Genomic DNA, 24,196 nt, shown 5'->3' on the forward strand with positions numbered 1-24,196 from the left:
TTACGGAAGTGATGTGCCGGTGACCCGTCTCGGCAGCCCCGGAGGCGACGAAGCGAGGGGATCGCGCGATGGCGTCGAGGCTGTCGCGGTGGAGATCGCCGATGCCGTGGACAGTCTCACCGGCCTCTGGTCGGTGGCCGCCCAGGAGGCCGCCTTGCGCTTGTCCCCGCATCAGCTGAGGGCGTTGCGCGCCTTGGAGGCGGCTCCGGACGTGAACCTCACGGCTCTTGCCGAGCAGTTGGGGATAGGGCCGCCCACGGCGAGCCGGCTGTGCGACCGGTTGGAGGCGGCCGGCCTCCTCCAGCGTTCGTCCCATCCGCACAAGCGGCGGGAGGTCCAGTTGAGGCTCACCGGCCACGGGAACCGGGTGCTCAAGGACGTGGCGGCCCGGCGGGCGCAGGCCCTGGGCGCCGCTCTGGCATCGATGGCCCCCGAAGAACGTACGGCCCTGATCCGTGGCCTGCGCGCTTTTCTGGCCTCGCGGGAAGCAGGTGCGCCGCCGCCCGGGCAGCGATGACGGGCATGCTCACCCGGCCGTGCGGGGCCCGCACGGCGTTCGCCGCGGCACGGCCGGTCCGGTCGAGGCACACCATCGCGGCATCGGGAACCTCGCCGAGCTGTCCCGCAGCCACTGTTGCCTCGCGGGTGGACCGCAAAGGGTGCAGGCATGTCCGGAGTCCGGCGCCGGGCGTGCCGGCCGGGTGCTGAAGCCGTCCGTCCGGCCGGAGGCCGCCGCCGCGGCCAGGGAGGCCACCACGGACTCCCTGGCCGGGCTACGCGCACGGGGTGCCGCCGGTCAGCGCCCGCGCCAGTCGAGGCAGACCACCAGCGCGTCGTCGTCCGGGACGGGCCGGCCGCGGTGGCCGGTCAGCTCCCGAAGGACGGCCCTCGGCACCTCGGCGGCGGGCAGCAGCCGGGTGGCCTGGATCGCCCGGGTCAGCGCGGTGTCGCCGTAGGGCTCCCCCTCGGGGGAGGCGACGGCGTACACCCCGTCGCTGACGAAGATCAGACGATCACCGGGCTCGACCTGGAATTCCTGGGCGACGTAGTCGGTCTCCTCGAACATGCCGAGCGGGAGCTGCTCCTCGAAGCGCACCGGCTCCACCACGCCGCCGCGCAGCCGCAGCAGCCGTGGGGAGCCGGCGTCCACGACCCGGGCACGACCGGTGGCGAGTTCGAAGCCGAGCATCAGCACCGACAGATAGCAGCGGCCCCGGTAGTGCGCGTAGACCGCCTGATCGGCGAGGGCCGCCTGGTCGGCGATGGAGAGGCCGGCCCGCCGTGCGTTGCGCAGCGCGTTGATGGCCAGGTTGGTCAGCAGGGAGGCCTCTATGCCCTCCCCCATGCCGTTGGTGACGTAGAGCATGAGGTGGTCAGCGGTCAGGGACCAGTCGAAGTTGTCGCCGAAGATGGCGTAGGCGGGCTCCAGTTGAGCGCCCAGTTCGTACTCCGGGCGCGCGCAGGAGCGTCCGGGCAGCAGCTGCCACTGCATCTCGGCGGCCAGGGTGAGCCGGTCCTTGCGGCGTGCCTGCATGTACAGGTCGGTGTCCCGCTCGGCCACGATCACCTCGTGTCCCAGAACCTCGGCGATCTCGGCGAGTTCCGCGAGGCACTCCTCGACGTGCCCGCCGTCCGGTACGGTGACCGACAGCACGCCGAGCCGGTCACCACGCACGGTGACGGGCAGGTGGATCCGCGCCTGGCCCTCGCCGAGAGTCTCCACGAAGGGCTGCTGGGCTCCGAACGCCCGGCCTGCCGGGCTGCTGCGCACCGATACGGGCTCCAGGGTGTGCGGCAGCACCGACACCGGTTGCAGCAGGGTGAGGCTGTAGTCGGCCAGGAACAGCTCGACGGACTCCGCCGCATACTGCTCCAGCAGTACACGACGGACGGCGTCGAGCAGCTCGTGCGGAGCCGCCGTACGGAGTGCGCGTTCAGCGGCCACGAATCTCTTCACGATGGGAAAAACACCAATCCTTCGCCGGTGTGCCACCGGACATCACTCGGGGACTTCGGTCGTTGGATGCGTCTACCCGGTTGCCGAGACATCAGTAGCCGGCCCACTCTCCTAGTACGCTGGCAGCCGTCCCAGCGCGCCTACGAGAGTGTGACCGTGACTTCCTTCCGCGCCCGCCCGCAGCCCGACGAGGTCGCGCGGGTGACCTCCACGGCCGCGGAGCTGCTGGAAGTCGTCTGGGGCCGGGCCTCCACCGCTCCCGCCTCCGCGTCCCAGCTGCGTGTGCTGCTCGTCCTCGAGCACCAGGACGGCATCAATCTGCGCACCCTCGCCGACTGCCTGGCCTCCACGCCTCCGTCGACCAGCCGGCTCTGCGACCGGCTGCAGGCGGCCGGCTTCATCGACCGCGACGTCAGCCCGACCGACCGGCGCGAGGTGCGCCTGCACCTGAGCGGCCACGGCCGCTCCTTCCTCGCCGACCTGCGCGAGCGGAGACAACAGGAGCTGCAGTCGGTACTGAACGTGATGCCCCCGGCGAAGCGCGCAGCCCTTCTGGAAGGGCTGGAGGCCTTCTGCGACGCCGCTTCGACCCAGAAGCGCCACGAGACCGGCGCCGACAGCCGGTCCGCCTGAGACGAGCGGCGCGACACGGGAAGTCGCCCAATTGCCGGCCGACGGCGCGGGTCCCAGGGGCCGTGGCGCGGGGCCGGACATTCGAGGTGTCCGGCCCCGAGCGCTGCACTAGGGTGAACAGCCGTGGCGAGAGTGCGGTTGAGCGTGGCGGAGCGGCGGGAGGAGATCCTGCGGGCCGCCGTGGAGCAGATCGAGGAGCGGGGCGTTGCGGCGGTGCGGATCGCCGACGTCGCCCAGGCTCTCGGCGTGAGCAACGCGCTGGTGCTGTACCACTTCTCCACCAAGGAGAAGCTGGTCGCGGCGGCCTTCGCGTACGCCGCCGAGGCCGACCTCGCGCGGCTGCGGGAACTGCTCGGCCGCCGTACCACCGCGCTGCGCCGGCTGCGCGCGGCGGTGCGCTGGTACGCGCCGACGGGGCAGGCCAAGGGCTGGCGGCTGTGGATCGAGGGCTGGTCGGCGGCCCTGCGCGAGCCGCCGCTGCGCGCGGTGGGCCGCGACCTGGACCGGCGGTGGAAGGCGGCGCTGGCCGAAGTCGTCGCGGAGGGGGTGGCCGCGGGCGAGTTCACCTGCCCCGATCCGGCCGCCTCCGCGCTGCGGCTGACGGCTCTGCTGGACGGGCTGGCGGTGCAGCTGACCGCGTACGGCGGCACGGTTTCGCGCATCCGGGCGCAGGAGTGGGTCGATGAGGCGCTGGCCCGGGAACTCGGGCTGAGCCGCCAGGAGTTGACCGCGCCGCGGAGGTGAGTGACACCAACCCTGCCTGGGGCGGTGCGCAGCGGCCTCGTAGAGTCCCGGGGTGAACCGACTGCACGCACCCGATCCCCATTTGCCCATGCTGACGGGGCCACAGGCCGCCCGGCTGCGCTCCCTCGCCGTCGACCACCTCGGCGCCGGGCACGACGACATCGTCGTCACCGGCACGGACGTCCTGCACAGCGGGCGCCGCAGCCCGCTGACCACGCTGGCCCAGCGCTGCCGCGACATACCCGAGGAACAGTGGCCGGAGTTGGTCCGGCAGCACTTCGCGCGCCTGGAGAACGCCTCGCGGGGCGACGAGGACGCCGAAGAGCTGCTGCGCGGGACGCGGCTGCGGCTGCTGCCCGACGACGCGTTCCCCGAGGAGGCGGCGGGCAGCTTCCGCTACGTACGCCCGGTCGCCGACGGCCTGCTCGCGGCCCTCGCCCTGGACACTCCCGAATCGGTGCGCATCCTGCACGACGGCGACGTGGCCCGGGTGGACGCCGAGCAGCTGTGGGCGGCGGGCCGGGCCAACCTGCTCGCCGAGCCCGTGCGGCACGAGGAGGTGCGCACCGCGGCGGGGGCGGTGCTGCACTCGGTGTACGGCGACTCGCACTTCGTCGCGAGCAGGGCGCTGGCGCTGCCGGAACTGGTCCGGGAGGTGACCGGCCGGGACCTGCCGGAGGCCGGCGCGCTGGTGGCCGTGCCGACGCGGCATCTGCTGGCGTTCCATCCGATCGCGGACGGCACGGTCGTGGACGCGGTCAACGACCTCGGCTCCTACGCACTGGGCGCCTGCCAGGACGGGCCGGGCTCGCTCACCCCCCGTCTGTACTGGTGGCACCGGGGGCGGCTGGTGTGTCTCACCCACATCGACGAGGAGACGCGCTCGCTGTCCGTGCGGGCCCCGCAGGAACTGCTGGAGCTGATGAAGCGGCTGCGCGGTGGCCAGGACTCGTCCCCCTTCGCCACGGCGCTCGCGCACGCGCACGCCCAGGCCGCCGACGATCCCTCCGCGGTGAAGCTCGAGAGCTGGGAGGCGTGGGTGCGTGCCATGCAGGAGGGCTCGGCGCTGTTCGCCACGCCGGATGCTCCGCGGGGCGACGGCCGGGCCTGGCTGGAGGCGTTCTGGCTGGCGCTGGTGTGCCGGGAGGGCGAGCGGCTGACGCGGCTGAGCCAGGTGCCGGTGGAGCGGCTGCACCGGGCCGGCGAGGCGGACGACTACCTCTTCCACTGGATCGGCACGCTGCAGGCCTTCGTGCTGCGGCGCCCCATGGACGAGGTCGCCGACCGCCTGGTCACCACGATCCAGACGTCCGACCCGCAGGTGGCGACCCGCACGCCAGGCGATTTCCTGAACCTGGTCGACTACCAGCCGATCGCGCTGTTCCACCGGTTCATCGCCCGCGACCAGGAGAAGTTCGCGACCGTCCTCGCCGAGGCGCTCGCCCACCACGGCCGCTACTGGGAGGGCTCCGGCGACCCGCGCGCGCTGGTCGCCCTCGGCCCGCTGGCGCTGGCCTCACTGGCGTACGACGCGGGCTTCCCGGTGGACACGTCGTCGCCGTATCTGCCGACCCACCTCGTGCAGGGGAGCTGGTACGGGGAGTTCCCGACCTGACGGCGGGCCGAGGGGCGGTGCCGCCACGGCCCGCCCCTGGCCGCGCGGTTCAGGCGACGGCCGCGATCCGCATCTTGATGTCGTCCGGTGACAGCGTGCCCTTGGCGGTCACATGGTCGCCGGAGGACTCGCCGCGCAGCCGCCGGCCGATCCACGGCACCAGGTACTCGCGCGCCCAGTGCACGTCGTCGCGCCGGACCTCGAGCGTGCCGCGCGGCGGCAGCGGCGGCCAGGGCTGCTCGGGGTCGGCCGGGATCCTCAGGCCGAGCGCCTGGCCGGCCCGCAGCGCCACGCGCGTGTGCCCCTCGGGCGACAGGTGCAGCCGGTCGTCGTCCCAGGCGCGGCGGTCCTGCACGGACTTCAGCGACCACAGGTCGAGTACCGGGCAGCCGTAGCGGTCGGCGATGGCCCGGACGTGCCCGTTGTAGGTGGCGATCTTGCCGCGCAGATGCTTGAGCAGCGGGACGCCCCGGGTGTCGAAGCCGGTCGTCACCATGACCGTGCCGGCCGCCGCGGCGAGCTGCGCGACCGCCCTCTCGAACCGCTCGGCGACCTCGTCGGGGTCGGTGCCGGGCCGGATGATGTCGTTGCCGCCGGCGCAGAACGACACGAGGTCGGGGGCGAGTTCGACGGCCCGCGGGACCTGCTCCGCCACGATCTGGTCGAGGAGCCTGCCGCGTACTGCGAGGTTCGTGTAGGTGAAGTCGCCTTCGGGACGCCGGTCGGCGAGGAGTACGGCGAAACGGTCGGCCCAGCCCACGAACTGCCCGTCGGGGCCGGGATCACCGACGCCCTCGGTGAAGCTGTCCCCCACCGCCACGTACGACCCGATCACTGCTCTGCTGTCACTCTTCGAATCGTCTGCCACAGCAGTCCATGATTCACCCTCGAATGTGACTTACGCGACCGTAGGCAAGGGTTGACGGGCGGTGAGATAAGCCACTCCACATGTCCGGCCGTGTCGGGAATAAGCGCTCCGACCGGAAAACCCCGGCCGGTCCGGACACACCGAAGGCCGGACACACCGAGGGCCGGACACCCGTGGATCGGGGCCGGCCTTGGTGGCGTGTCAGACGGGTGGCCGCCGGGGCGGCGCGGGGTCAGCCGACGGTGACGCCGTGGGCGCGCAGGTAGGCGACCGGGTCCACGTCGGAGCCGTAGTCCGGCGTGGTGCGGATCTCGAAGTGCAGGTGCGGGCCGGTCACGTTGCCGGTCGCGCCGGACAGGCCGAGCTGCTGGCCCGCGGTCACGGTCTGGCCGGCCGAGACGGAGAGCTGGGACAGGTGGGCGTACTGGGCGTAGTAGCCGTCGTTCAGCTTGATGACGACCTGGTTGCCGTAGGCGCCGCCCCAGCCGGCGGAGACGACGGTGCCCGCGCCGACGGCCTTGACGGTGGTGCCGGTCGGGACGACGAAGTCGACGCCGGTGTGGTAGCCGCTGGACCACATGCTGCCGGCGGTGTGGTAGGCGGTGCCTATGGTGGCGCCGCTGACCGGGAGGGTGAAGCCGGCGGCGGTGCTCGTCGACCGGGCGGGCTCGGCGGCCTTCGCGGGCTTGGCGGGCTTGTGCGAGGGCACCTCGCTCTTGTGCGACGGGGCGGCCTTGTGCGCCACGGCGGCCTTCTTGCCGAGGGTCAGCTTCAGACCGGGGTGGATGAGCGACGGGTCACTGCCGACGACCTCACGGTTGTCCTCGTACAGCTTCTTCCAGCCGCCGGCGACGTGCTGCTCGTCGGCGATCTTCGACAGGTAGTCGCCGGACTTGACGGTGTAGAGGCGCGCGCCGGACCGCGTCGCCTTCTTCTCGACGGACGGCAGGCTCTGGACGGCCTTGCCGGACACCGACTGGGCGGCGGTCTGCGGCGTAACGGCGTGCGCTCCGGCGGCGCCCATGAGCGGCAGCGCGAGCGCGGCGCCACCGGTGCCGGCGACGGCGAGAGTGCGGGCGAAACGCAGGGTCTTCGGACGACGGTGCTTACCCTTTGCGGGCATGGCGCTTTTCCTCTCCGGCGCCTGCGAGGTGAGCTGTCGGGTTCGGGCTGGAGATGCCCGGCCGCCGGGTGCGGCTTCACCCCATAGCCGTTCCGGGAACCGGAACAGGCGGTCGTACCTGTGGGTCCCCCGCTCCTGCCGTGCGTCGGGTGGGTGGGTGCGGTGCGCCGGACGGCGGCAGGATTCGGCGTCCGTCCGGATTCGGTGGGAACGTAAGCGAGTAGGACGCACAGGGACAAGCAGGAGGTTGCATGAACGGGCGTTTATCGTGATCCAATGAGGGAATCCGCCGTCACACTGCGTGAATTCGATCTGCTGCCAGCTCGTCAATTCACCAGCAAATCCACCGCCATTACGTGGACATGCCATACGACGGACGGTCACGGTTATGACGCTCCTCACGCGCTCGCCTTCTAGTGACCCCTATTTCCACGCGAGTTGGAAACAAAAGGCCAATTCGGGCAGAAAGCTCAAATGCGACGCCGAGGGATAACCGGCCTATCCGTACGCCTCGGTCGGGAGGCCGGTGCAACCGGTTGCCCCGGGAATCCATGTCGTATCGTCGAAGGGCAGCCCGTCGGCCATTCGAGCCGCGTCGGCGGGTACGAGCGGGAGGAGCCCTTCGTGACGCAGCAGGTGCCGTCGACCGAACCCGAGCTGGCCGGAGTGCGCAACTTCCGAGACGTGGGCGGACTCCCCACGATCGACGGTCGGCGGGTGCGGCACGGCGTGCTCTTCCGCAGCGGCCACCTCGCCCACGCGACGCCCGGGGACGCGGCGTACCTCTCCACCCTGGGGCTGCACACGATCTTCGACTTCCGCAACGCGGCCGACCAGAAGCTGGAGGGGCCGGACGTCGAGCTGCCGGGCGTGCGCAACGTCAATCTGCCGCTGTCGGACCCGGCGGACGGCGCCGAGTTCTGGAAGATGGTGCGCGACGGTGATCTCGAGCAGCTGCGCGGCATCCTCGCCGACGGCAAGGGAGCAAACCGGATGATCGCCTCCTACCGCACGATCATCAAGGAGCGCACCGCCGAGCACTCCCGGGTGCTGCACGCGCTCGCCGAGGACAACGTCCCGGCCCTGATGCACTGCGCCGCGGGCAAGGACCGCGCGGGCCTGTCGATAGCGGTCACCCTGCTCGCCCTGGGCGTGGAGCAGGACGCCATCGTCGAGGACTACCTGAAGTCCAACGAGAAGCACCGCCGCTACAAGGTGCGCCGCAGCGGCTCGGCCGAGTCGGCCTACACGCCCGAGGTGATGGAACTGCTCAGCCCGCTCTTCGACGCGCGCGCCGAGTACCTCACGGCGGCGCTGGAGACCATCGAGGAGACCTGGGGCGGCGTCGACGCCTACCTGGAGCAGGGACTGCGGCTCACCCCCGAGACCCGGGAGCGGCTGCGGGCACGCCTGCTCGACTGAGCCGCGGAAGCGACCGCGCGGCCGGCCGGTGCCCGCCGTGCCCGCCGAGGGGCCTACTGCCGGGCGCCCAGCTCGAACAGCAGCCAGACGAAGCCGGCCAGGACATGGCCGACGGCGATGTAGATGATGAGCCGGATCCACAGGGTCCGGGGGAACTTCTCCTCGAAGTTGCTCATCGTGCCTCTCCAGGGTGGGCGGGCCCCAGGCACAGCGTGGCCGTGGGGCTCTGCAGCAGGGTGTGGACGAACAGCAGCTCCAGACCGGCGGGGTCATCGGCGGCGATCCGGTGCGGGGTCAGCGAGTCGAAGTGCGCGCTGTCCCCCGGGCCGAGCCGGTGGGTGGTGTCCCCCAGGCGCAGCCTGAGCCGACCGGTCAGGACGTACAGCCACTCCTCGCCGGGGTGTACGCGCACGATGTCGCCCTGCGCGCCGTAGGGCACCTGCACCCGCAGGGCCTGCATGCCGCGGCCCGGCGCGCCGGCCTGCCGGTACGTCCAGCCGCCGGCCGCCGTCGGCTCCATGTCGGAGCCGCGCACCACGGCGTCCCGCTCGGCGACGCTCTCGCCGAGCAGCTCCGAGACGGTCGTACCGTAGATACGGGCCAGCGCGAGCAGCATCGGCAGCGAGGGCTGGCGCTGCCCGGTCTCCAGGCGGGACAGATGGGCCGGGGAGAGTCCGGCGGCGCGGGCGGCGGCCTCCAGGGTGAGGCCGGCGCGGCGGCGCAGGGACCGCAGCTGCGGGGCCACCGCGGGCAGGCCGCCGGCCGGTTCCGCAGGGGACTCGGAGGAACTCATGTCCCCATTCAGCCGCAGGCTTGCCTATGCGGCAAATTTGTTGCCTCAGAGGCAAAGCCTGCGGCGCCCACGCGGCTCACCCACCCGGCCCGGCCCGCCGTGTGCCGCTACCGGTTCGTCACGGCCTGCTTGATCAGCGTCTTGCCGAAGTCCCACATCAGCCCGTTGCCGCTGTGCGCGTCGTCCATCACGGCGGTGAAGGCGTCGACGAAGCGGTCCACGTCCGCCTCGTCGATGATCAGCGGCGGGATCAGCTTGATCACTTCGAGGTGGTCGCCGGAGACCTGGGTGAGGATCCGGTGCCGCTGGAGCAGCGGCACGACCACCATCTGCGCGAACAGGCCCTTGCGGGCGGCCTGGAGCATGGTCCAGCGGCTGCGCAGCTTCAGCGAGGCGGGCCGGCCGAACTCGATGCCGATCATCAGCCCGCGGCCGCGGACGTCGGCGAGCAGTTCGTACTTCTCGGTCAGCGCGGCGAGCCGGGACCTCAGCAGCTCGCCGGTCCTGCGCACCCCGGCGACGATCTGCTCCTGCTCCATGACCGACAGCACGGCGAGGCCGCACGCCATCGCCTGGGCATTGGAGCCGAAGCTCGCCGAGTGGACCAGGACGCGGTCCATGGACGAGTAGACCTTCTTGAAGATCCACTCCCTGCCCAGGGTGGCGCCGACCGGCACATAGCCCCCGGAGAGGGCCTTGGCGACGCAGACCAGGTCGGGTTCGACGCCGTCCTCGTGCTGGTAGGCGTAGAAGTCGCCGGTGCGGCCGAGGCCGGTCTGCACCTCGTCGGCGATGAGCAGCGCCTTGTGCCGGCGCAGCAGCTCCTGCGCGGCGCGCAGATAGCCGGGCGGGGCCTCGTGCACGCCCTTGCCCTGGATCGGCTCGACGATCAGGGCGGCGACGTCGCCCTTGCGCAGCTCCCGCGCGAGCGCCTCGAGGTCGCCGAGGGGAACAGCCGTGTCGGGCAGCAGCGGGGCGAAGCCGTCCCGGAAGCCGGACTCGCCGTTGACCGACAGCGAGCCGGTGGTCAGCCCGTGGAAGGCGTGGTCGCAGTACAGGACGCGCGGCTTGCCGGTGGCGTACCGGGCGAACTTCAGGGCCGTCTCGACGGCCTCGGTGCCGCTGTTGCCGAAGAACACCCGGTCCAGGTGCGGGCTGTGCGCGAGCAGCCGTTCGGCGAGCAGGCCGGGCAGCGGCTGGCAGTCGAAACGGGTGAGGTCGGCGAGGCCGAGGTCGAGCACGTCGTGCAGCGCCTTGCGGACGACGGGGTGGTGGCGGCCGAGGCCCATCACCCCGAACCCGGCGAGCATGTCGAGGTAGTCGTTGCCCTCGGCGTCGAAGAAGTGGGCGCCCTCGGCGCGCTCGTAGACCTTGTCGAAGCCGATGGTGCGCAGCATGCGCGGAAGCTGCGGGTTGAGGTACCGCGCGTGCAGCTCGTAGCGTTCGGCTCCACGCTCGGCGAGCAGGGCGCCGAGGTCGAACTCGGTGGTCATTCACTCTCCTTGACTGGGCCGTCGAGGTCCCGCACGGCCAGACTCGCGCTGATCCGGCCGGCCACCTCGACGGGGGTGAGGCCGATGTCGGCCAGCACCTCGCCGCGCTTGGCGTGGGCGAGGAACTGCTCCGGGATGCCGAAGCGCCGTACCGGCACATCCACGTCGGCGTCGCCGAGGGCGAGGGCCACCGCGCTGCCGACGCCCGCCGCGCGGCTGTTGTCCTCGACGACGGCGACCAGCCGGTGTTCGGCCGCGAGGCCCGGCAGCGCCGCGTCGACGGGCTTGACCCAGCGCGGGTCGACGACCGTGCAGCCGATGCCCCGGGCCGCCAGCAGCTCGGCGGCCTGCAGACACACGGGCGCCATCACGCCGACCGCGACCAGGAGGACCTGTGGGCTCTCCGCCGAGCGGTGCAGCACGTCGAGGCCGCCCACCCGGTCGATCGCCGGGATCGACGCCCCCACGGACTCCTTCGGGAAGCGGACCAGGGTCGGCGCGTCGTCCACGGCGACGGCCTCGCGCAGCTGGGCGCGCAGCTGGTCGGCGTCGCGCGGCGCGGCGATCCTGAGGCCGGGCACGACCTGGAGGACGGACATGTCCCACATGCCGTTGTGGGAGGGCCCGTCGGCCCCGGTGACGCCGGCCCGGTCGAGGACGAAGGTGACCCCGCAGCGGTGCAGGGCGACGTCCATCAGCAGCTGGTCGAAGGCGCGGTTGAGGAAGGTGGCGTAGACCGCGACGACCGGGTGCAGTCCGCCGGTGGCCAGGCCGGCCGCGGAGACGGCCGCGTGCTGTTCGGCGATGCCGACGTCCCACACGCGGTCCGGGAAGCGGGCGGCGAACTTGCCGAGGCCCACCGGATGCAGCATGGCCGCCGTGATCGCGACGACGTCGTCCCGTTCCTCGCCGATCCGCACGATCTCGTCGCCGAACACCGACGTCCACGACGGAGCGTCGGCCGGGACGAGCGGCGCGCAGGTGAGCGGGTCGATGACGCCGACGGTGTGGAAGTGGTCCTCCTCGTTCTGCAGGGCGGGTTCGTAGCCGCGTCCCTTGACCGTGAGGCAGTGCACCAGCACCGGGCCGTGGAACCGCTTGGCGCGCCGCAGCGCCGACTCGACGGCCCGGATGTCGTGCCCGTCGATCGGGCCGACGTACTTCAGGCCCAGGTCCTCGAACATGCCCTGCGGTGCGAAGGCGTCCTTGAAGCCCTTCTTCGCGCCGTGCAGGGACTCGTAGACCGTGTTGCCCACGACGGGTGTGCGCAGCAGCACGTCCTTGCCCCAGGCGAGGACCTTCTCGTACGAGTCGGTGGTGCGCAGCGTCGCCAGGTGGTTGGCGAGGCCGCCTATGGTGGGGGCGTAGGAGCGTTCGTTGTCGTTGACGACGATGATGAGCGGCCGGTCCCTGGCCGCCGCGATGTTGTTCAGCGCCTCCCAGGCCATGCCACCGGTCAGCGCGCCGTCCCCGATCACCGCGACGACGTGGCCCTTCTCCCCCTGCACCTGGCGGGCCTTGGCGAGTCCGTCGGCCCAGCCGAGCGCGGTGGAGGCGTGGCTGTTCTCGATGACGTCGTGCTCGGACTCCTCGCGCGAGGGGTAGCCGGACAGGCCGCCCTTGCCGCGGAGCTTGGAGAAGTCCTGACGTCCCGTCAGCAGCTTGTGCACGTAGGACTGGTGGCCGGTGTCCCACAGGATGCGGTCGGCCGGCGACTCGAAGACCCGGTGCAGGGCGATCGTCAGCTCGACGACGCCCAGGTTGGGCCCGAGGTGTCCGCCGGTCCGGGTGACCGCCTGCACCAGGAACTCGCGTATCTCGTCCGACAGTTCGCTCAGTTCCGCCTCGGACAGCGCCTTCAGGTCGCGTGGTTGCCGGACGTTCTCCAGGATCGTCACGCTCGGGCCCCCTCTCGGTCCGTGCCGTATGTCAACTCACCGTCACTGCCGGTCTCCCGGTGGCTGGTCCGGAGCCCTCCCGCTCCATCTGCTCGGCGATCTTCATCGCCTCCTCGATCAGGGTCTCGACGATCTTCGACTCGGGTACGGTCCGCACGACCTCGCCCTTGACGAAGATCTGCCCCTTGCCGTTGCCGGAGGCGACGCCCAGGTCCGCCTCCCGTGCCTCGCCGGGGCCGTTGACCACGCACCCCATCACGGCCACCCGCAGGGGGACTTCCATGCCCTCCAGACCGGCCGTGACCTCGTCGGCGAGCTTGTAGACGTCGACCTGGGCGCGGCCGCAGGACGGACACGAGACGATCTCCAGCCGGCGCTCCTTCAGGCCCAGGGACTGCAGGATCTGGATGCCGACCTTGACCTCCTCGGCGGGCGGCGCGGACAGCGACACCCGGATGGTGTCGCCGATGCCCTGCGAGAGCAGCGCGCCGAAGGCGACCGCCGACTTGATCGTGCCCTGGAACGCCGGGCCGGCCTCCGTGACGCCGAGGTGGAGCGGGTAGTCGCACTGCTCGGCGAGCTGGCGGTAGGCCTCGATCATCACGACCGGGTCGTTGTGCTTGACCGAGATCTTGATGTCGCGGAAGTCGTGCTCCTCGAAGAGGGACGCCTCCCACAGCGCCGATTCGACCAGGGCCTCGGGGGTCGCCTTGCCGTACTTCTTGAGCAGGCGCTGGTCCAGGGAACCGGCGTTGACGCCGATGCGGATCGGGGTGCCGTGGTCCTTGGCGGCGCGCGCGATCTGACCGACCTGGTCGTCGAACTTCTTGATGTTGCCGGGGTTGACGCGCACGGCCGCGCAGCCGGCCTCGATCGCGGCGAAGACGTACTTCGGCTGGAAGTGGATGTCGGCGATCACCGGGATCTGCGACTTCGCGGCGATCGTGGCGAGCGCGTCGGCGTCGTCCTGCGTCGGGCACGCCACCCGCACGATCTGGCAGCCGGAGGCGGTCAGCTCGGCGATCTGCTGGAGCGTGGCGCCGACGTCGGACGTGCGGGTCGTCGTCATCGACTGCACCGACACCGGGGCCCCGCCCCCGACCGGCACCGGCCCGACCTGGATCTGCCGCGACACGCGTCGCGCGGCGACCGGCCGGGCCGGTACCTCGGGGACGGGCAGGGACACAGCGGTCATCGCCTCACTCCCGGTTCCCTGAGACGGTCTCGCGCATGGCGCGCAGGGACTCCTTGAGCGATCCCATCGTGGCCAGCACGGCGGTGGGCTCGTAGCCGCAGTGCGCCATGCAGTTGGCGCAGCGCGGGTCCTTGCCGCGGCCGTACTTGTCCCAGTCGGTCTCCTCGATCAGCTCGCGGTAGGTCGGCACGTAGCCGTCACTCATCAGGTAGCAGGGGCGCTGCCAGCCGAAGAGCGAGTAGTTGGGGATCGCCCAGGCGGTGCACGGGAAGTCGACCTTGCCCTCGAGGAAGTCGAGGAACAGCGGGGAGTGGTTGAGCCGCCACTTCTTGCGGTTGCCGCCCGCGAAGGCCTTCTTGAACAGCTCGCGGGTCTGCTCGACGCCGAGGAAGTGCTCCTGGTCGGGGGCCTTCTCGTAGGCGTAGGCGGGCGAGATCATCATCTCGTCGACCTTCAGGTCGTCGTTGAGGAAGTTGAGCACCTCGATGATGGTCTGCGGGGTGTCGGTGTTGAAGAAGGTGGAGTTGGTGGTGACCCGGAAGCCGCGCCGCTTGGCCTCCTTGATGGCCTCCACCGCCTCGTCGAACACACCCTCCTTCGCCACGGACTCGTCGTGCCGCTCGCGCAGCCCGTCGATGTGCACGGCGAAGGCGAAGTACGGGGAGGGCGTGAACTTGTCCATCTTCTTGCGCAGGAGCATGGCGTTGGTGCACAGGAAGACGTATTTCCGCTTGGCCACCAACTGGCGCACGATCTCGTCGATCTGCGGATGCATCAGGGGCTCGCCGCCCGCGATGGACACCATCGGCGCACCCGACTCCAGCACAGCGCCCACGGCCTGCGCCACCGGCATGCGCTGCTTGAGCACGCCCGCCGGGTGCTGGATCTTGCCGCAGCCCTCACATTTGAGATTGCACGCGAAGAGCGGCTCGAGCTCCACGATCAGCGGGAACTTGTCCCGCTTGCGCAGCTTCTGTTCGGCCAGGTATGTAGCGACCTTGATGGACTGGCGCAGCGGCATGGCCATCTGGCTCACCTCCGGGGGAGCAGCACATTACGGTGCCATTCGAAAAAAGTAGGCAATACGGACCGAAGAACGCGGAAAGCCGATATTCCACCGCGCACCGTGCCGATCCGGACGAGTTCATGTTCTGGAGCGTCCACGACCACCCGGACGGCCGCAACCGGGCGCTCGCCGGCCCGGACGGCGCTGAAGAGCGTGGCCGCCGACTCCATGTCCACGGCGATCGCGCCACCGGCGGCCAGCGCGGACCGTTCGGCGCCGCGTACGACGTGGTCGGAGCCGGTGAGCGGACCGGTGTGCACGGTGCGCCCGGGAAGGGTGCGGGAGAGTTCCTTCACGAGCAGTTCGGTGCCGACGCAGGCGACCGTCGAGCGCTGGTCCCTGGTCTCCTCGGCCACGACCAGGTCGCCGGGGTGCATCCCGGGGGCGAGCCCCGCGCAGAAGCCGGTGGCGACGACGGCGGCGTCGGCCAGCGCCGGGGTGGTCAGGGCCCGCTCGACCGCGCGCTCGGCCGCCCCGGGCCCCATGCCGGTGCGCAGCAGGGTGACCGGCCCGCCCGCCCCGCTCTGATCGCCGGCGCGCAGGGCGAGGTGCTCGATGCCGAGCGCGCAGGCGATCAGCAGCGGGGCCGGGGCGGGCTGGGTACTCATCAGGCCCCCTTGGCCTCGGCGTGGGCCCGGTGTGCCGGGAGCCGGTCGGCGAAGGGGTCGCCGTGGACGTACCGGCCGAGCGCGGTGAGCGGGAACACCTGCCGGTACAGGTGGTAGTTGATGGAGAAGTCCCAGGGGAAGCCGGTGCCGGTGAAGTAGGGCTCGTCCCAGGAGCCGTCCTCGCGCTGGGTCGCGGCCAGCCACGCGATGCCGCGCTCGACCGCCTTGGAGTCCCTCTCCCCCGCCGCGAGCAGCGCCATCAGCGCCCACGCCGTCTGAGAGGCGGTGGAGGCGCCCTTGCCGCTCCACTCCTTGGTGTACTTGTAGGAGCGCAGGTCCTCACCCCAGCCGCCGTCGTCGTTCTGCACGGACTCCAGCCACGCCACGGCTCGCCGGATCGCGGGGTGCGAGCCGGGCAGGCCGGCGGCGGTCAGCGCGGGGACGACGGAGCCGGTGCCGTAGACGTAGTTGACGCCCCAGCGGCCGAACCACGAGCCGTTCGTCTCCTGTTCGGCCAGCAGCCACGCGATGCCGCGCCGGGTGCGCGGGTCGTGGGCGAGCCCCTCGACGGCGAGCATCTCCACCACGTGCGCGGTGACGTCGGCCGACGGCGGGTCGATGACCTCGCCGAAGTCGCAGAACGGCAGCCGGTTGGGGAAGGGGCTGGTGTTGTCGGCGTCGAAGGCGCCCCACGCGCCGTTCCTCGACTGCATGCCGAGGTTCCAGCGCACGCCGCGGGAGATGGCGTTCTCGACGCGCTCGGGATCGTGGTGCGCGACCCGGCGCAGCGCGAGGAGGACCTCGGCGGTGTCGTCGATGTCGGGGTAGTTGTCGTTGTGGAACTCGAACGCCCAGCCACCGGGCGGCAGTCCGGGCCGCTTCACCGACCAGTCGCCGGGGCGCACGATCTGCTCGCCCAGCATCCAGTCGGCGGCCTTGACCAGCTGCGGGTGATCGGCGGGCACACCGGCGTCGGCGAGCGCGATGGTCGCAAGACAGGTGTCCCACACCGGTGACTGACACGCCTCGATCATCCGGGCGCCGTCCTCGCGCCACACGGCGAAACGGTCCAGCGACTCGAGTCCCGCGCGCATCACGGGGTGCTGGAGGTCGTAGCCGAGCAGGTGCAGCGCGATGACCGAGTACACGGCCGGGGGCTGGATGCCGCCCCAGCAGCCGTCGTTCTCCTGGCGCTCGATGATCCAGCGGGCGGCGGTGTCCATCGCGGCCTTGCGCAGCCGCTTGGGCACCACCTTGCGCAGGACGTGCAGACCCTTGTCAAGGCGCTGGAAGGCGCCGTCCCAACTGGCCACGGGCGCGAGCGGCTTGGCCGGGTTGGGGTTCGCGGGGTCGGTGTGCAGCTCGTCCAGCGGGAAGGGCGCGGGGCGCACGGGGCGCTTGGCGGAGACGACGGTCAGCGGCACGATCGTCTGCCGGGCCCAGCACCCGAAGTCGTAGATGTTCAGCGGGACCCAGTGCGGGAACCAGATCAGTTCCGGCGGGAGTTCGGGCAGGTCCTCCCACTTCCACCAGCCGAACAGGGCCAGCCAGATCCGGGTGAAGACGCGGGCCGCGGCGATGCCGCCCTGCTCGCGGACCCAGGCGGAGGCCTTCGCCATGTGCGGGGCGTCGACCGCGTCCCCGGCCAGCCGCAGGGCGACGTAGGCCTCGACGGTGGCGGACAGGTCGCCGGGGCCGCCGTAGAAGGTGGCCCAGGTGCCGTCCTCGCGCTGCTCGCCGCGGATGAACAGGGCGGCGGCGCGGGTGGTCGCCTCGTCTTGGATGCCCAGGAACTGGCGCAGCAGCAGGTCCTCGGCGTCCATCGTGACGTTCGTCTCGAGGTCGCCCTTCCACCAGCCCTCGGCATCCTGCGTGGAGAGAAGGTAGCGGGTGGCGCGCTGTACGGCGCGGATGGCGGCTTCTTGCACCCCGGCCGCCCCGGGGGTGTGGGTGTCGGTTTCGCTGGCCGCGGCAGCGCGGGGCGGCAAGGTCGCCCCGGTGCTTCCGTCGGTCGTCGCTGTCATGGCTTCCCCTTCGTGCAGTCGTGCGCGTCGTGCTGCTGTGGGTCCGCCGTCGGCCGGTGCTCTCGTGGCGGAGCTGCCGGCCGGCGACTACGCGAGGGTGGCTGTTCGCCCGATAGTGATCATCTCTTTCGTACGACGACGAAGTCGGCGAGCGCCGTGAACTGCTCCCGCACCCGGTCGGGCATGTCGACGGCGTCGAGGGCTTCGATGGCGATGGTGTGCTGGCGGCGCGCCTCCTCGGCGGTCCAGTCCCGGCCGCCGGCCGCCTCGATGAGGCGGGCGCGGGCCGCGAACTCCTCCTCGGAGAAGTTCTCGAAGTCGCTCGCCTTGGCGTCGGCGGCCAGCAGGTCGCCGAGCTCATCGGAGGCGGCGCCGCCCGCCGCGAGCGCGGCCACGACCGGCAGGGACTTCTTGCGCTGGCGCAGATCGCTCCAGGTCTGCTTGCCGGTGGCGTCCGGGTCGCCCCAGATGCCGAGGAGGTCGTCGACGGCCTGGAAGGCCAGGCCGAGGTGGTAGCCGTACTTCTCCAGCATGTCCGCGGTACGGTCGTCGGCGCCGCCGAGGACGGCACCGATGGAGCTGGCGCAGGCGAGCAGGGCGCCGGTCTTGTTGCCCTCCATCTCCAGGCACTCCTCGACGCTGACACGGTCGCGGTGCTCGTAGGAGATGTCCTGCGCCTGACCGTCGATCAGGGCCCGGGTGGCGGTGGTCAGCCGGCGCGTGGCGCGCCCGGCGTCGGTTGTGCCGAGCTCCAGCAGTACCTCGTTGGCCAGCGCGAACAGGGCGTCACCGACCAGGATGGCCTGGGCGGGGCCGTGCACCTTCCACACGGTGTCGCGGTGGCGGCGCTGTTCGTCGCCGTCCATGAGGTCGTCGTGCAGCAGCGAGAAGTTGTGGACGAGCTCGACCGCGACCGCGCCCGGGACGCCCGCCTCGGGTGCCGCCCCCGTCACCTCGGCCGACAGCACCGCCAGGGCGGGGCGTACCGCCTTGCCGCCGTCGCCGGAGGACGGGTTGCCCGCGGCGTCGATCCAGCCGAAGTGGTAGGCGGCGACCGTGTCCATGGGAGGGGCCAGGCGGTCGACGGCCGCCCGCAGTACCGGCGTGGCCAGTGTCCGGCCGCGCTCCAACAGCGCGGCCACGTCCACCTCGGTGGCACGAGCGGTCGTCGAGGCCGGGGGCACAGGGGGCACAGTTACTCCTCTTGTTGCGGTACCGGGGGTGCGGGGACCTGCCTCGCCGCGTTCACCGAGCATCACGCCGCCTCCTCGACGGGGAAGAGACGGCGGGGGCGGGGCCGGCCCAGGGCGCCGAGCGCGGCCTCCGCCGCGCTCACACCGCTGCGGACCGCACTCTCCATGGTCGCGGGCCACCCGGTGGCGGTCCACGCTCCGGCCAGGTACAGGCCGGGGGTTCTGGTGCGGGCGCCGGGCCGCAGCCGCCCGACGCCGGGGGTGGGAGCGAACGTGGCGGTGCGCTCCCGGGTCACGAAGAAGTCCTGCACCTCGGCACCGCCTGTGCCGGGCAGCAGCCGCTGAAGCTCGGGCAGATAGCGTGCGCGCAGGTCGGCGACGGGCAGGTCGATCTCGTCGTGCACGGCGGACTGGGACAGCGCCAGGTACTGGCCCGAGCGCAGCCCGGAGGCATCCGTGCGGTCGAAGACCCACTGCACCGGGGAGCCCAGCGCGGTGAGGAAGGGCGCGTCGAGCACCTTGCGGTCGTAGACGACATGGACGTTGAGGATCGGCGCGGTCCCGATCCGCAGCAGGTCCCCGGGCGCGTCGAGCGCGCCGGGCGGCAGCAGGTCGTGGGTCTCGCGTTGCGGTACGGCGAGGACGACGGCGTCCGCGGTGAGCGTCTCGCCGGGAATCTGAACGCGCAGGCGTCCGTTTCCGTCTTCACTGACGGAGGTGACGCGTGTACGGACTTCGGTGCGCACGCCCGCGGAGTCGAGCGCCTTGCGGGCCAGCCGGTCGTGCAGCTCGCCCAGGGGGACGCGCGCCCAGCCGATGTCGGCCGCGCCCGGGTCGGACAGCAGACCGGTCTTGAACACCATCGCGGCGAGAGCGAGGGAGGCGTCGGAGGCGACCGCGTTGAGGGTGGCGACCCCGACCAGGTCCCACAGCGCCTCGACGGCGCGCGCCGACTGGCCGTGCGCGGCCAGCCAGCTGCCGAAGTCCTGTGTGTCCAGGGCCGGGTCGGAAAGGTCGAGTCCCTTGAGCGCGAGCGCGGCCCGCCCGACCCTGGCCCGCTCGGCGAGCGAGAGGTGCGGGTAGGTGGCGAGGCTGCGCCCCAGGTGGAGCGGTACGGGCAGGGCGTCGCGCCGCAGCCGGCCGAGCCGCCGCCCCGCGGGCTTGTCGAGGTCGACCACGGGTACGTCGAGGCGGTCCTGCAGCGGGGCGAGCGCGGCGCCGTCGATGCGGTCCAGGAACCAGCGGTAGGCGGTGCAGCAGCGCAGGTAGACATGCTGGCCGTTGTCGACGGTGAGGTCGCCGCGCTGGAAGGAGAAGGCCAGGCCGCCGAGTCTGGGCCGGCCCTCCAGCAGGGTGACGCCGAGGCCCGCGTCGGCGAGCGCGAGCGCCGCGGTGATGCCGGCGAGCCCGCCGCCGACCACGACGGCGTGCCGCCCGGAGCCGGCCGGCCCGGGCGGGTCCGCCCGCGGCCCGTCGGCCCGCGTCCCGTCGCTCATCGCGTCCCCTCCCCCGCGGCCGTGCCGCGCTGCCCGAGGGCCGCACGGGAGGCCGTCGCCGTCAGGGACGCCGCCACGCGGGGAAGGGTTGCCTGCCGCATGCCACCGTCCGGGGTGAGGTCCATCAGGCGCGCCTCCTGACGGTCTGCCGGGAGATGTGCCGGGCGTCCAGTCCGGACAGGCCGCGCACGGCGACGTAGGCCTTCTCGTGTCCGGGCAGCGAGACGCGGCCGCGCAGGACGGCCTGGGGTTCGCGTTCGATGCGGTCCAGCAGCCGGCGGTAGATGCCGGCCATCGCGGCCACGCAGGCGCCGCTGCGCCGGTCGAGCATCGGCAGCAGCCGGTAGCCCTCGGCGAAAAGGGCGCGGGCCCGTCGCACTTCGAAGTGCACGAGGCCCGCGAAGTCGGAGCCCTCCGGTGGGGTCGGCCCCCGGAACCCGGCGGAGCAGCCGAATTTGGCGAGGTCGTCGGCGGGCAGGTAGGTGCGGCCGCCCTCGGCGTCCTCGCGGACGTCTCTGAGGATGTTGGTGAGCTGCAGCGCGAGCCCGAGCGTGTCGGCGTACTCCGGCGCGCGTTCGGCGCCGCGCGCTCCCGGTTCCGTACCGAACACGCCGAGCGAGAGGCGGCCGATGGCGCCCGCCACGCAGCGGCAGTACACCTTCAGGTCGTCCCAGGTCTCGTAGGTCTCGCCGCGTACGTCCATCAGGACGCCGTCGATGAGCTCGTCCAGGCCGCCCAGCGGGATGGGGAAGTGCGCGGCGGCGTGGGTGAGGGCGACCGCGACCGGGTCGGTGTCGTCATCGGCGACCTCGCCGGCGCGGATGCGGGCCAGCACCGCCCGGGTGTCCTCGAGCCGGGCCACCTTGACATCGTTACCGAGCGCGCCGTCGCCGATGTCGTCGACGCGACGCGAGAACGCGTACAGCGCCGACATCGCGCGCCGCTTGGGCGTGGGCAGCAGCCGGATGCCGTAGGCGAAGTTACGGGCCTGCTGTCCGGTCACGGCCTCGCAGTAGCGGTAGGCGGCGAGTACCGGTGCGGACACGTGTGACTCAGGCTCCACGGTCCGGATCACCCCTCTCCTCGCAGGGTCAGGCCCACCTCGCGCAGCAACTGGACCTTGCCGTGCCGGGGAGGGCCGGGAAGTACGTCGTATTCAGCGGCGGCGATCGCGTCGATCGCCGCCCTTCCCCCCGCAACGAACCCCGCGAGCAGCAGTTTCAGCCTGCCCTGGACGCTGCCCACCAGCGGGGCGCCTTCATTCAGCAGCCGGCGGGCGCGTTGCGCTTCGAACGCGACCAGCGCGCGCACCGATGCACCCGCGCTCGCCGCGGCGAGATCCGCCTCCCGGACGTGAAAGCGTTTCATGTCCGCGGCGGGCAGATAGATGCGGTCACGGCCGAGGTCCTCGGCCACGTCCTGGAGGTGCTCGACGATCTGCAGGGCCGTGCAGATCTGGTCGGAGCGGCGGATCCGCTCGGGGGTGGCGGTGCCGGTGACGGCGAGCACCAGGCGGCCCACGGGATTGGCGGACAGTTCGCAGTACGCGAGGAGGTCGTCGTAGGTCTCGTAGCGGGAGACGAGCTGGTCCTGACGGTTGGCCGCGATCAGCGCGAGGAAGGGCTCGGGGGTCAGCGCGCGGCGGCGGACCGTGCGCTGGAGCCGGCGCAGCAGCGGGTGGCGGGGGGCGCCGTCGAAGACGCACCGCAGATCGGCCTCGAAGGCGTCCAGCAGGACGAGACGGTCCTCGGCGTCGCTCTCCGGCACGCCGAGCAGCTCCGCGTCGGCGCCGCCGGGGGCGAGGTCGCCGTCGCCGATGTCGTCGACCAGCCGGGCGAAGCCGTAGACGGCCATGAGGTCCTCGCGCCAGGCGCGGGGCAGGAAGAAGGGGGCCACGGGGAAGTTCTCGTCCGCGGCCTTGGCGAGGGTGCCGCGCTCCGGATCCGTACGGGGTCGCGTCGTCGCCGTGTCCGTCACCGCCGGCTGCCCGGGGCGGGGACGGCACATGCTGCGCCCAGCTGGGGAGTTTCCGTAGCCATTGCCGTCACATCTCCCGTTCTACACCGCGGACCCGATACACACTATTTCGGACACGCCGCCCGAGCCCCCGCGCGGCGTCCCCGGCGGAGGGTGTCGCGCACTATCTCCCCACTTGCCGCCTTTGGGGACCGCTCCAGCTTACGTTGTACAACGCCGCAAGGATCTCCGGGGTGTCCTGCGCATCACAAGAACACACCGATTGAAGCCAAGATTCCTTGGAGCGGCCGGAGTTGACGCTTCCTTTGCACAAGAGAGGGCCCCGCCGGAGCCGGTCCGGCGGGGCCCTGCGCTCAGCGGGTCACTTGCCCGTGAACTTCTCGTACTCCTTGAGGACCTCTTCGGTGGGCCCGTCCATGCGCAGCTCGCCGCGTTCCAGCCACAGCACCCGGTCGCATGTGTCGCGGATGGACTTGTTGCTGTGACTGACCAGAAACACCGTGCCGGCCTCCTTGCGCAGCTCCCGGATGCGCGCCTCGGAGCGCTTCTGGAACTTCGCGTCACCGGTGGCCAGCGCCTCGTCGATCATCAGCACGTCGTGGTCCTTGGCGGCCGCGATGGAGAACCGCAGACGCGCGGCCATGCCGGAGGAGTACGTGCGCATCGGCAGGGTGATGAAGTCGCCCTTCTCGTTGATGCCGGAGAAGTCGACGATGTCCTGGTAGCGGGCCTTGATCTCCTCGCGGGACATGCCCATGGCCAGGCCGCCGAGGATGACGTTGCGCTCGCCGGTCAGGTCGTTCATCAGCGCCGCGTTCACACCCAGCAGCGAGGGCTGGCCGTCGGTGTAGACCCGGCCGCGCTCGCAGGGCAGCAGCCCGGCGATGGCGCGCAGGAGGGTCGACTTGCCGGAGCCGTTGGAGCCGATCAGGCCGATGGCCTCGCCCTTGTAGGCGACGAACGACACGCCGCGCACGGCGTGCACCTTGCGCACGCCCCGCTCCTCCTCGCCGGAGCGCCGCTTGAGTATCCGGCTGAGGGCGGCGGTCGCGCTGCCCTTGCCGCCCTTGGCGCCATTGACGCGGTAGACGATGTGCACGCCGTCCGCGATCACCGTCGGGACGCGTTCGGTGCCCTGTTGCTCAGCCACGGCCGTACCTCTCCTCCGCCTTCCAGAAGTACACGAAGCCGCCCACCGCGAACAGCAGGGCCCAGCCGCCGGCCGCCGCCCAGACGTGGTCGGGCAGGTTGCCCGCGCCGTAGCCGTCGATGAGCGCGAAGCGCATCAGATCCATGTAGATCGCGGTCGGGTTCCACTGGAGCACCGTGGCGATCCACGCCGGCTTGTCGGCCAGCATGACCGGGATGGAGAACATCACGCCCGACGCGTACATCCAGGTGCGCATGATGAACGGCATGAGCTGGGCGAGGTCCGGGGTCTTGGCACCGGCCCGCGCCATGATCAGCGACAGCCCGGTGTTGAAGCAGAACTGCAGCAGGAGTATGGGAATGATCAGCAGCCAGGACATGTCCGGGTAGCTGCCGAACCCGATCGCGAAGACGAACAGCACGATCATCGAGAAGAGCAACTGCTGGAGCTGCTGGAGCGAGAACGAGATCGGCAGCGAGGCGCGCGGGAAGTGCAGCGCCCGCACCAGGCCTAGGTTCCCGGAGATCGCGCGGACGCCGGCCATCACCGAGTTCTGCGTGAAGGTGAAGACGAAGATGCCCGTGACCAGGAACGGCACGTACACCTCGCGCTCCATGCCCCTGTTGGCCTTCAGGATGAGCCCGAAGATCATGTAGTACACGGCCGCGTTCAGCAGCGGCGTGGCCACCTGCCACAGCTGGCCCAGCTTGGCCTGGCTGTACTGGGCGGTCAGCTTCGCCGAGGAGAAGGCCATGATGAAGTGGCGCCGGCCCCACAGCTGACGGACGTAACTCGGCAGCGAAGGACGGGCGCCGCTCACGGCCAGCCCGTGCCGGGCGGCGAGCTGCGCCGCCGTGAGGCCCTCGTCGGGCGACGGGGCCGCGCTCACCGCGACTCCGCCATCGTGCGTTGTCTCACTCACAGTGGAAACTTTCGTCTTC

At 71.6% G+C, this 24,196-nt stretch carries 23 protein-coding genes and 1 riboswitch; of the genes, 5 read left to right on the forward strand and 18 right to left on the reverse strand.

The window, feature by feature from the left end; translation table 11 throughout:
- Positions 1 to 19: 19 nt before the first annotated feature.
- Positions 20 to 517: a MarR family transcriptional regulator gene (locus tag AB0J12_RS11585; protein WP_363264061.1), complete on the forward strand. Its 498-nt coding sequence runs from the start codon at positions 20 to 22 to the stop codon at positions 515 to 517.
- Positions 518 to 796: 279 nt separating this feature from the next.
- Here AB0J12_RS11585 and AB0J12_RS11590 read toward each other — a convergent pair whose 3' ends face one another.
- Entirely contained in the window at positions 797 to 1,945 is a 1,149-nt protein-coding gene (locus AB0J12_RS11590; protein ID WP_363264062.1) for a PP2C family protein-serine/threonine phosphatase, read from the reverse strand.
- Between the two features lie 162 nt (positions 1,946 to 2,107).
- Here AB0J12_RS11590 and AB0J12_RS11595 point away from each other — a divergent pair, with 162 nt between their 5' ends.
- From AB0J12_RS11595 to AB0J12_RS11605, 3 genes are all read left to right on the forward strand, one after another.
- Positions 2,108 to 2,590 carry a MarR family transcriptional regulator gene (locus AB0J12_RS11595; RefSeq protein ID WP_363264063.1) on the forward strand — a complete coding sequence of 161 codons (483 nt, stop codon included), beginning with the start codon at positions 2,108 to 2,110 and terminating at the stop codon, positions 2,588 to 2,590.
- A gap of 123 nt (positions 2,591 to 2,713) precedes the next feature.
- The gene (locus AB0J12_RS11600; protein WP_363264064.1) at positions 2,714 to 3,334 is read left to right on the forward strand and encodes a TetR/AcrR family transcriptional regulator; all 621 of its coding nucleotides are present in this window, start codon (positions 2,714 to 2,716) and stop codon (positions 3,332 to 3,334) included.
- Between the two features lie 88 nt (positions 3,335 to 3,422).
- Positions 3,423 to 4,949, forward strand: coding sequence for an immunity 49 family protein (locus tag AB0J12_RS11605; protein WP_363264065.1), 1,527 nt, complete (start codon positions 3,423 to 3,425; stop codon positions 4,947 to 4,949).
- A 49-nt stretch (positions 4,950 to 4,998) separates the two neighbouring features.
- Here AB0J12_RS11605 and AB0J12_RS11610 read toward each other — a convergent pair whose 3' ends face one another.
- Positions 4,999 to 5,784, reverse strand: a complete 786-nt coding sequence (locus AB0J12_RS11610) for an SGNH/GDSL hydrolase family protein (RefSeq protein ID WP_363264178.1) — start codon at positions 5,782 to 5,784, stop codon at positions 4,999 to 5,001.
- Between the two features lie 265 nt (positions 5,785 to 6,049).
- On the reverse strand, positions 6,050 to 6,940 hold the full coding sequence (locus AB0J12_RS11615; protein ID WP_363264066.1) for a peptidoglycan DD-metalloendopeptidase family protein: 891 nt from the start codon (positions 6,938 to 6,940) through the stop codon (positions 6,050 to 6,052).
- Between the two features lie 5 nt (positions 6,941 to 6,945).
- Positions 6,946 to 7,099: riboswitch (cyclic di-AMP (ydaO/yuaA leader) on the reverse strand.
- A gap of 465 nt (positions 7,100 to 7,564) precedes the next feature.
- Here AB0J12_RS11615 and AB0J12_RS11620 point away from each other — a divergent pair.
- Positions 7,565 to 8,362: a tyrosine-protein phosphatase gene (locus AB0J12_RS11620; RefSeq protein WP_363264067.1), complete on the forward strand. Its 798-nt coding sequence runs from the start codon at positions 7,565 to 7,567 to the stop codon at positions 8,360 to 8,362.
- A 53-nt stretch (positions 8,363 to 8,415) separates the two neighbouring features.
- Here the strand turns inward: AB0J12_RS11620 and AB0J12_RS11625 are convergent, their stop codons facing one another.
- The 15 genes from AB0J12_RS11625 to AB0J12_RS11695 all read right to left on the reverse strand — a co-directional run bounded on the left by AB0J12_RS11625 (position 8,416) and on the right by AB0J12_RS11695 (position 24,177).
- Positions 8,416 to 8,538, reverse strand: coding sequence for a DUF6126 family protein (locus AB0J12_RS11625; protein ID WP_363264068.1), 123 nt, complete (start codon positions 8,536 to 8,538; stop codon positions 8,416 to 8,418).
- Complete coding sequence (locus tag AB0J12_RS11630; RefSeq protein ID WP_363264069.1) at positions 8,535 to 9,155, reverse strand: XRE family transcriptional regulator; 621 nt, start codon at positions 9,153 to 9,155, stop codon at positions 8,535 to 8,537. The genes AB0J12_RS11625 and AB0J12_RS11630 overlap by 4 nt, the downstream gene beginning before the upstream one ends.
- Before the next feature lie 107 nt (positions 9,156 to 9,262).
- Positions 9,263 to 10,648 (reverse strand): aspartate aminotransferase family protein, encoded by a 1,386-nt coding sequence (locus AB0J12_RS11635; RefSeq protein WP_363264070.1) that lies wholly within the window; start codon positions 10,646 to 10,648, stop codon positions 9,263 to 9,265.
- Positions 10,645 to 12,546, reverse strand: a complete 1,902-nt coding sequence (dxs, locus tag AB0J12_RS11640) for a 1-deoxy-D-xylulose-5-phosphate synthase (protein WP_363264071.1) — start codon at positions 12,544 to 12,546, stop codon at positions 10,645 to 10,647. Before dxs ends, AB0J12_RS11635 begins: the two co-directional genes overlap by 4 nt.
- A 31-nt stretch (positions 12,547 to 12,577) precedes the next feature.
- Positions 12,578 to 13,741, reverse strand: a complete 1,164-nt coding sequence (ispG, locus tag AB0J12_RS11645; RefSeq protein WP_363264072.1) for a flavodoxin-dependent (E)-4-hydroxy-3-methylbut-2-enyl-diphosphate synthase — start codon at positions 13,739 to 13,741, stop codon at positions 12,578 to 12,580.
- Between the two features lie 4 nt (positions 13,742 to 13,745).
- Complete coding sequence (gene hpnH, locus AB0J12_RS11650; protein WP_089107242.1) at positions 13,746 to 14,768, reverse strand: adenosyl-hopene transferase HpnH; 1,023 nt, start codon at positions 14,766 to 14,768, stop codon at positions 13,746 to 13,748.
- Between the two features lie 5 nt (positions 14,769 to 14,773).
- Entirely contained in the window at positions 14,774 to 15,415 is a 642-nt protein-coding gene (locus tag AB0J12_RS11655; protein WP_363264073.1) for a 1-hydroxy-2-methyl-2-butenyl 4-diphosphate reductase, read from the reverse strand.
- On the reverse strand, positions 15,415 to 17,439 hold the full coding sequence (gene shc / locus AB0J12_RS11660) for a squalene--hopene cyclase (protein WP_363264074.1): 2,025 nt from the start codon (positions 17,437 to 17,439) through the stop codon (positions 15,415 to 15,417). The genes AB0J12_RS11655 and shc overlap by 1 nt, the downstream gene beginning before the upstream one ends.
- A gap of 119 nt (positions 17,440 to 17,558) precedes the next feature.
- Entirely contained in the window at positions 17,559 to 18,623 is a 1,065-nt protein-coding gene (locus tag AB0J12_RS11665; protein WP_363264179.1) for a polyprenyl synthetase family protein, read from the reverse strand.
- 71 nt (positions 18,624 to 18,694) lie between these two features.
- Positions 18,695 to 20,128, reverse strand: a complete 1,434-nt coding sequence (gene hpnE, locus AB0J12_RS11670; RefSeq protein ID WP_363264075.1) for a hydroxysqualene dehydroxylase HpnE — start codon at positions 20,126 to 20,128, stop codon at positions 18,695 to 18,697.
- Entirely contained in the window at positions 20,125 to 20,253 is a 129-nt protein-coding gene (locus AB0J12_RS11675; protein ID WP_363264076.1) for a DUF6380 family protein, read from the reverse strand. Before AB0J12_RS11675 ends, hpnE begins: the two co-directional genes overlap by 4 nt.
- Entirely contained in the window at positions 20,253 to 21,203 is a 951-nt protein-coding gene (gene hpnD, locus AB0J12_RS11680; RefSeq protein ID WP_363264077.1) for a presqualene diphosphate synthase HpnD, read from the reverse strand. The genes AB0J12_RS11675 and hpnD overlap by 1 nt, the downstream gene beginning before the upstream one ends.
- Entirely contained in the window at positions 21,200 to 22,135 is a 936-nt protein-coding gene (gene hpnC, locus AB0J12_RS11685; protein WP_363264078.1) for a squalene synthase HpnC, read from the reverse strand. The genes hpnD and hpnC overlap by 4 nt, the downstream gene beginning before the upstream one ends.
- Positions 22,136 to 22,466: 331 nt before the next feature.
- Positions 22,467 to 23,255, reverse strand: coding sequence for an ABC transporter ATP-binding protein (locus AB0J12_RS11690; RefSeq protein WP_363264079.1), 789 nt, complete (start codon positions 23,253 to 23,255; stop codon positions 22,467 to 22,469).
- The gene (locus AB0J12_RS11695; protein WP_363264080.1) at positions 23,248 to 24,177 is read right to left on the reverse strand and encodes an ABC transporter permease; all 930 of its coding nucleotides are present in this window, start codon (positions 24,175 to 24,177) and stop codon (positions 23,248 to 23,250) included. Before AB0J12_RS11695 ends, AB0J12_RS11690 begins: the two co-directional genes overlap by 8 nt.
- Between the last annotated feature and the right edge of the window lie 19 nt (positions 24,178 to 24,196).

The sequence above is a fragment of the Streptomyces sp. NPDC049915 genome (assembly GCF_040656475.1).
GTDB lineage: Bacteria > Actinomycetota > Actinomycetes > Streptomycetales > Streptomycetaceae > Streptomyces.

Bases quoted from the DNA above. Each gene is read 5' to 3' on its own strand.
- AB0J12_RS11675 (WP_363264076.1), bottom strand. From the start codon at position 20,253: ATGGACCTCACCCCGGACGGTGGCATGCGGCAGGCAACCCTTCCCCGC.
- AB0J12_RS11615 (WP_363264066.1), bottom strand. From the start codon at position 6,940: ATGCCCGCAAAGGGTAAGCACCGTCGTCCGAAGACCCTGCGTTTCGCC.
- AB0J12_RS11605 (WP_363264065.1), top strand. From the start codon at position 3,423: ATGCTGACGGGGCCACAGGCCGCCCGGCTGCGCTCCCTCGCCGTCGAC.
- AB0J12_RS11625 (WP_363264068.1), bottom strand. From the start codon at position 8,538: ATGAGCAACTTCGAGGAGAAGTTCCCCCGGACCCTGTGGATCCGGCTC.
- AB0J12_RS11655 (WP_363264073.1), bottom strand. From the start codon at position 15,415: ATGAGTACCCAGCCCGCCCCGGCCCCGCTGCTGATCGCCTGCGCGCTC.
- hpnE (WP_363264075.1), bottom strand. From the start codon at position 20,128: ATGAGCGACGGGACGCGGGCCGACGGGCCGCGGGCGGACCCGCCCGGG.
- hpnH (WP_089107242.1), bottom strand. From the start codon at position 14,768: ATGGCCATGCCGCTGCGCCAGTCCATCAAGGTCGCTACATACCTGGCC.
- AB0J12_RS11635 (WP_363264070.1), bottom strand. From the start codon at position 10,648: ATGACCACCGAGTTCGACCTCGGCGCCCTGCTCGCCGAGCGTGGAGCC.
- AB0J12_RS11630 (WP_363264069.1), bottom strand. From the start codon at position 9,155: ATGAGTTCCTCCGAGTCCCCTGCGGAACCGGCCGGCGGCCTGCCCGCG.
- shc (WP_363264074.1), bottom strand. From the start codon at position 17,439: ATGACAGCGACGACCGACGGAAGCACCGGGGCGACCTTGCCGCCCCGC.
- ispG (WP_363264072.1), bottom strand. From the start codon at position 13,741: ATGACCGCTGTGTCCCTGCCCGTCCCCGAGGTACCGGCCCGGCCGGTC.
- hpnC (WP_363264078.1), bottom strand. From the start codon at position 22,135: ATGTGCCGTCCCCGCCCCGGGCAGCCGGCGGTGACGGACACGGCGACG.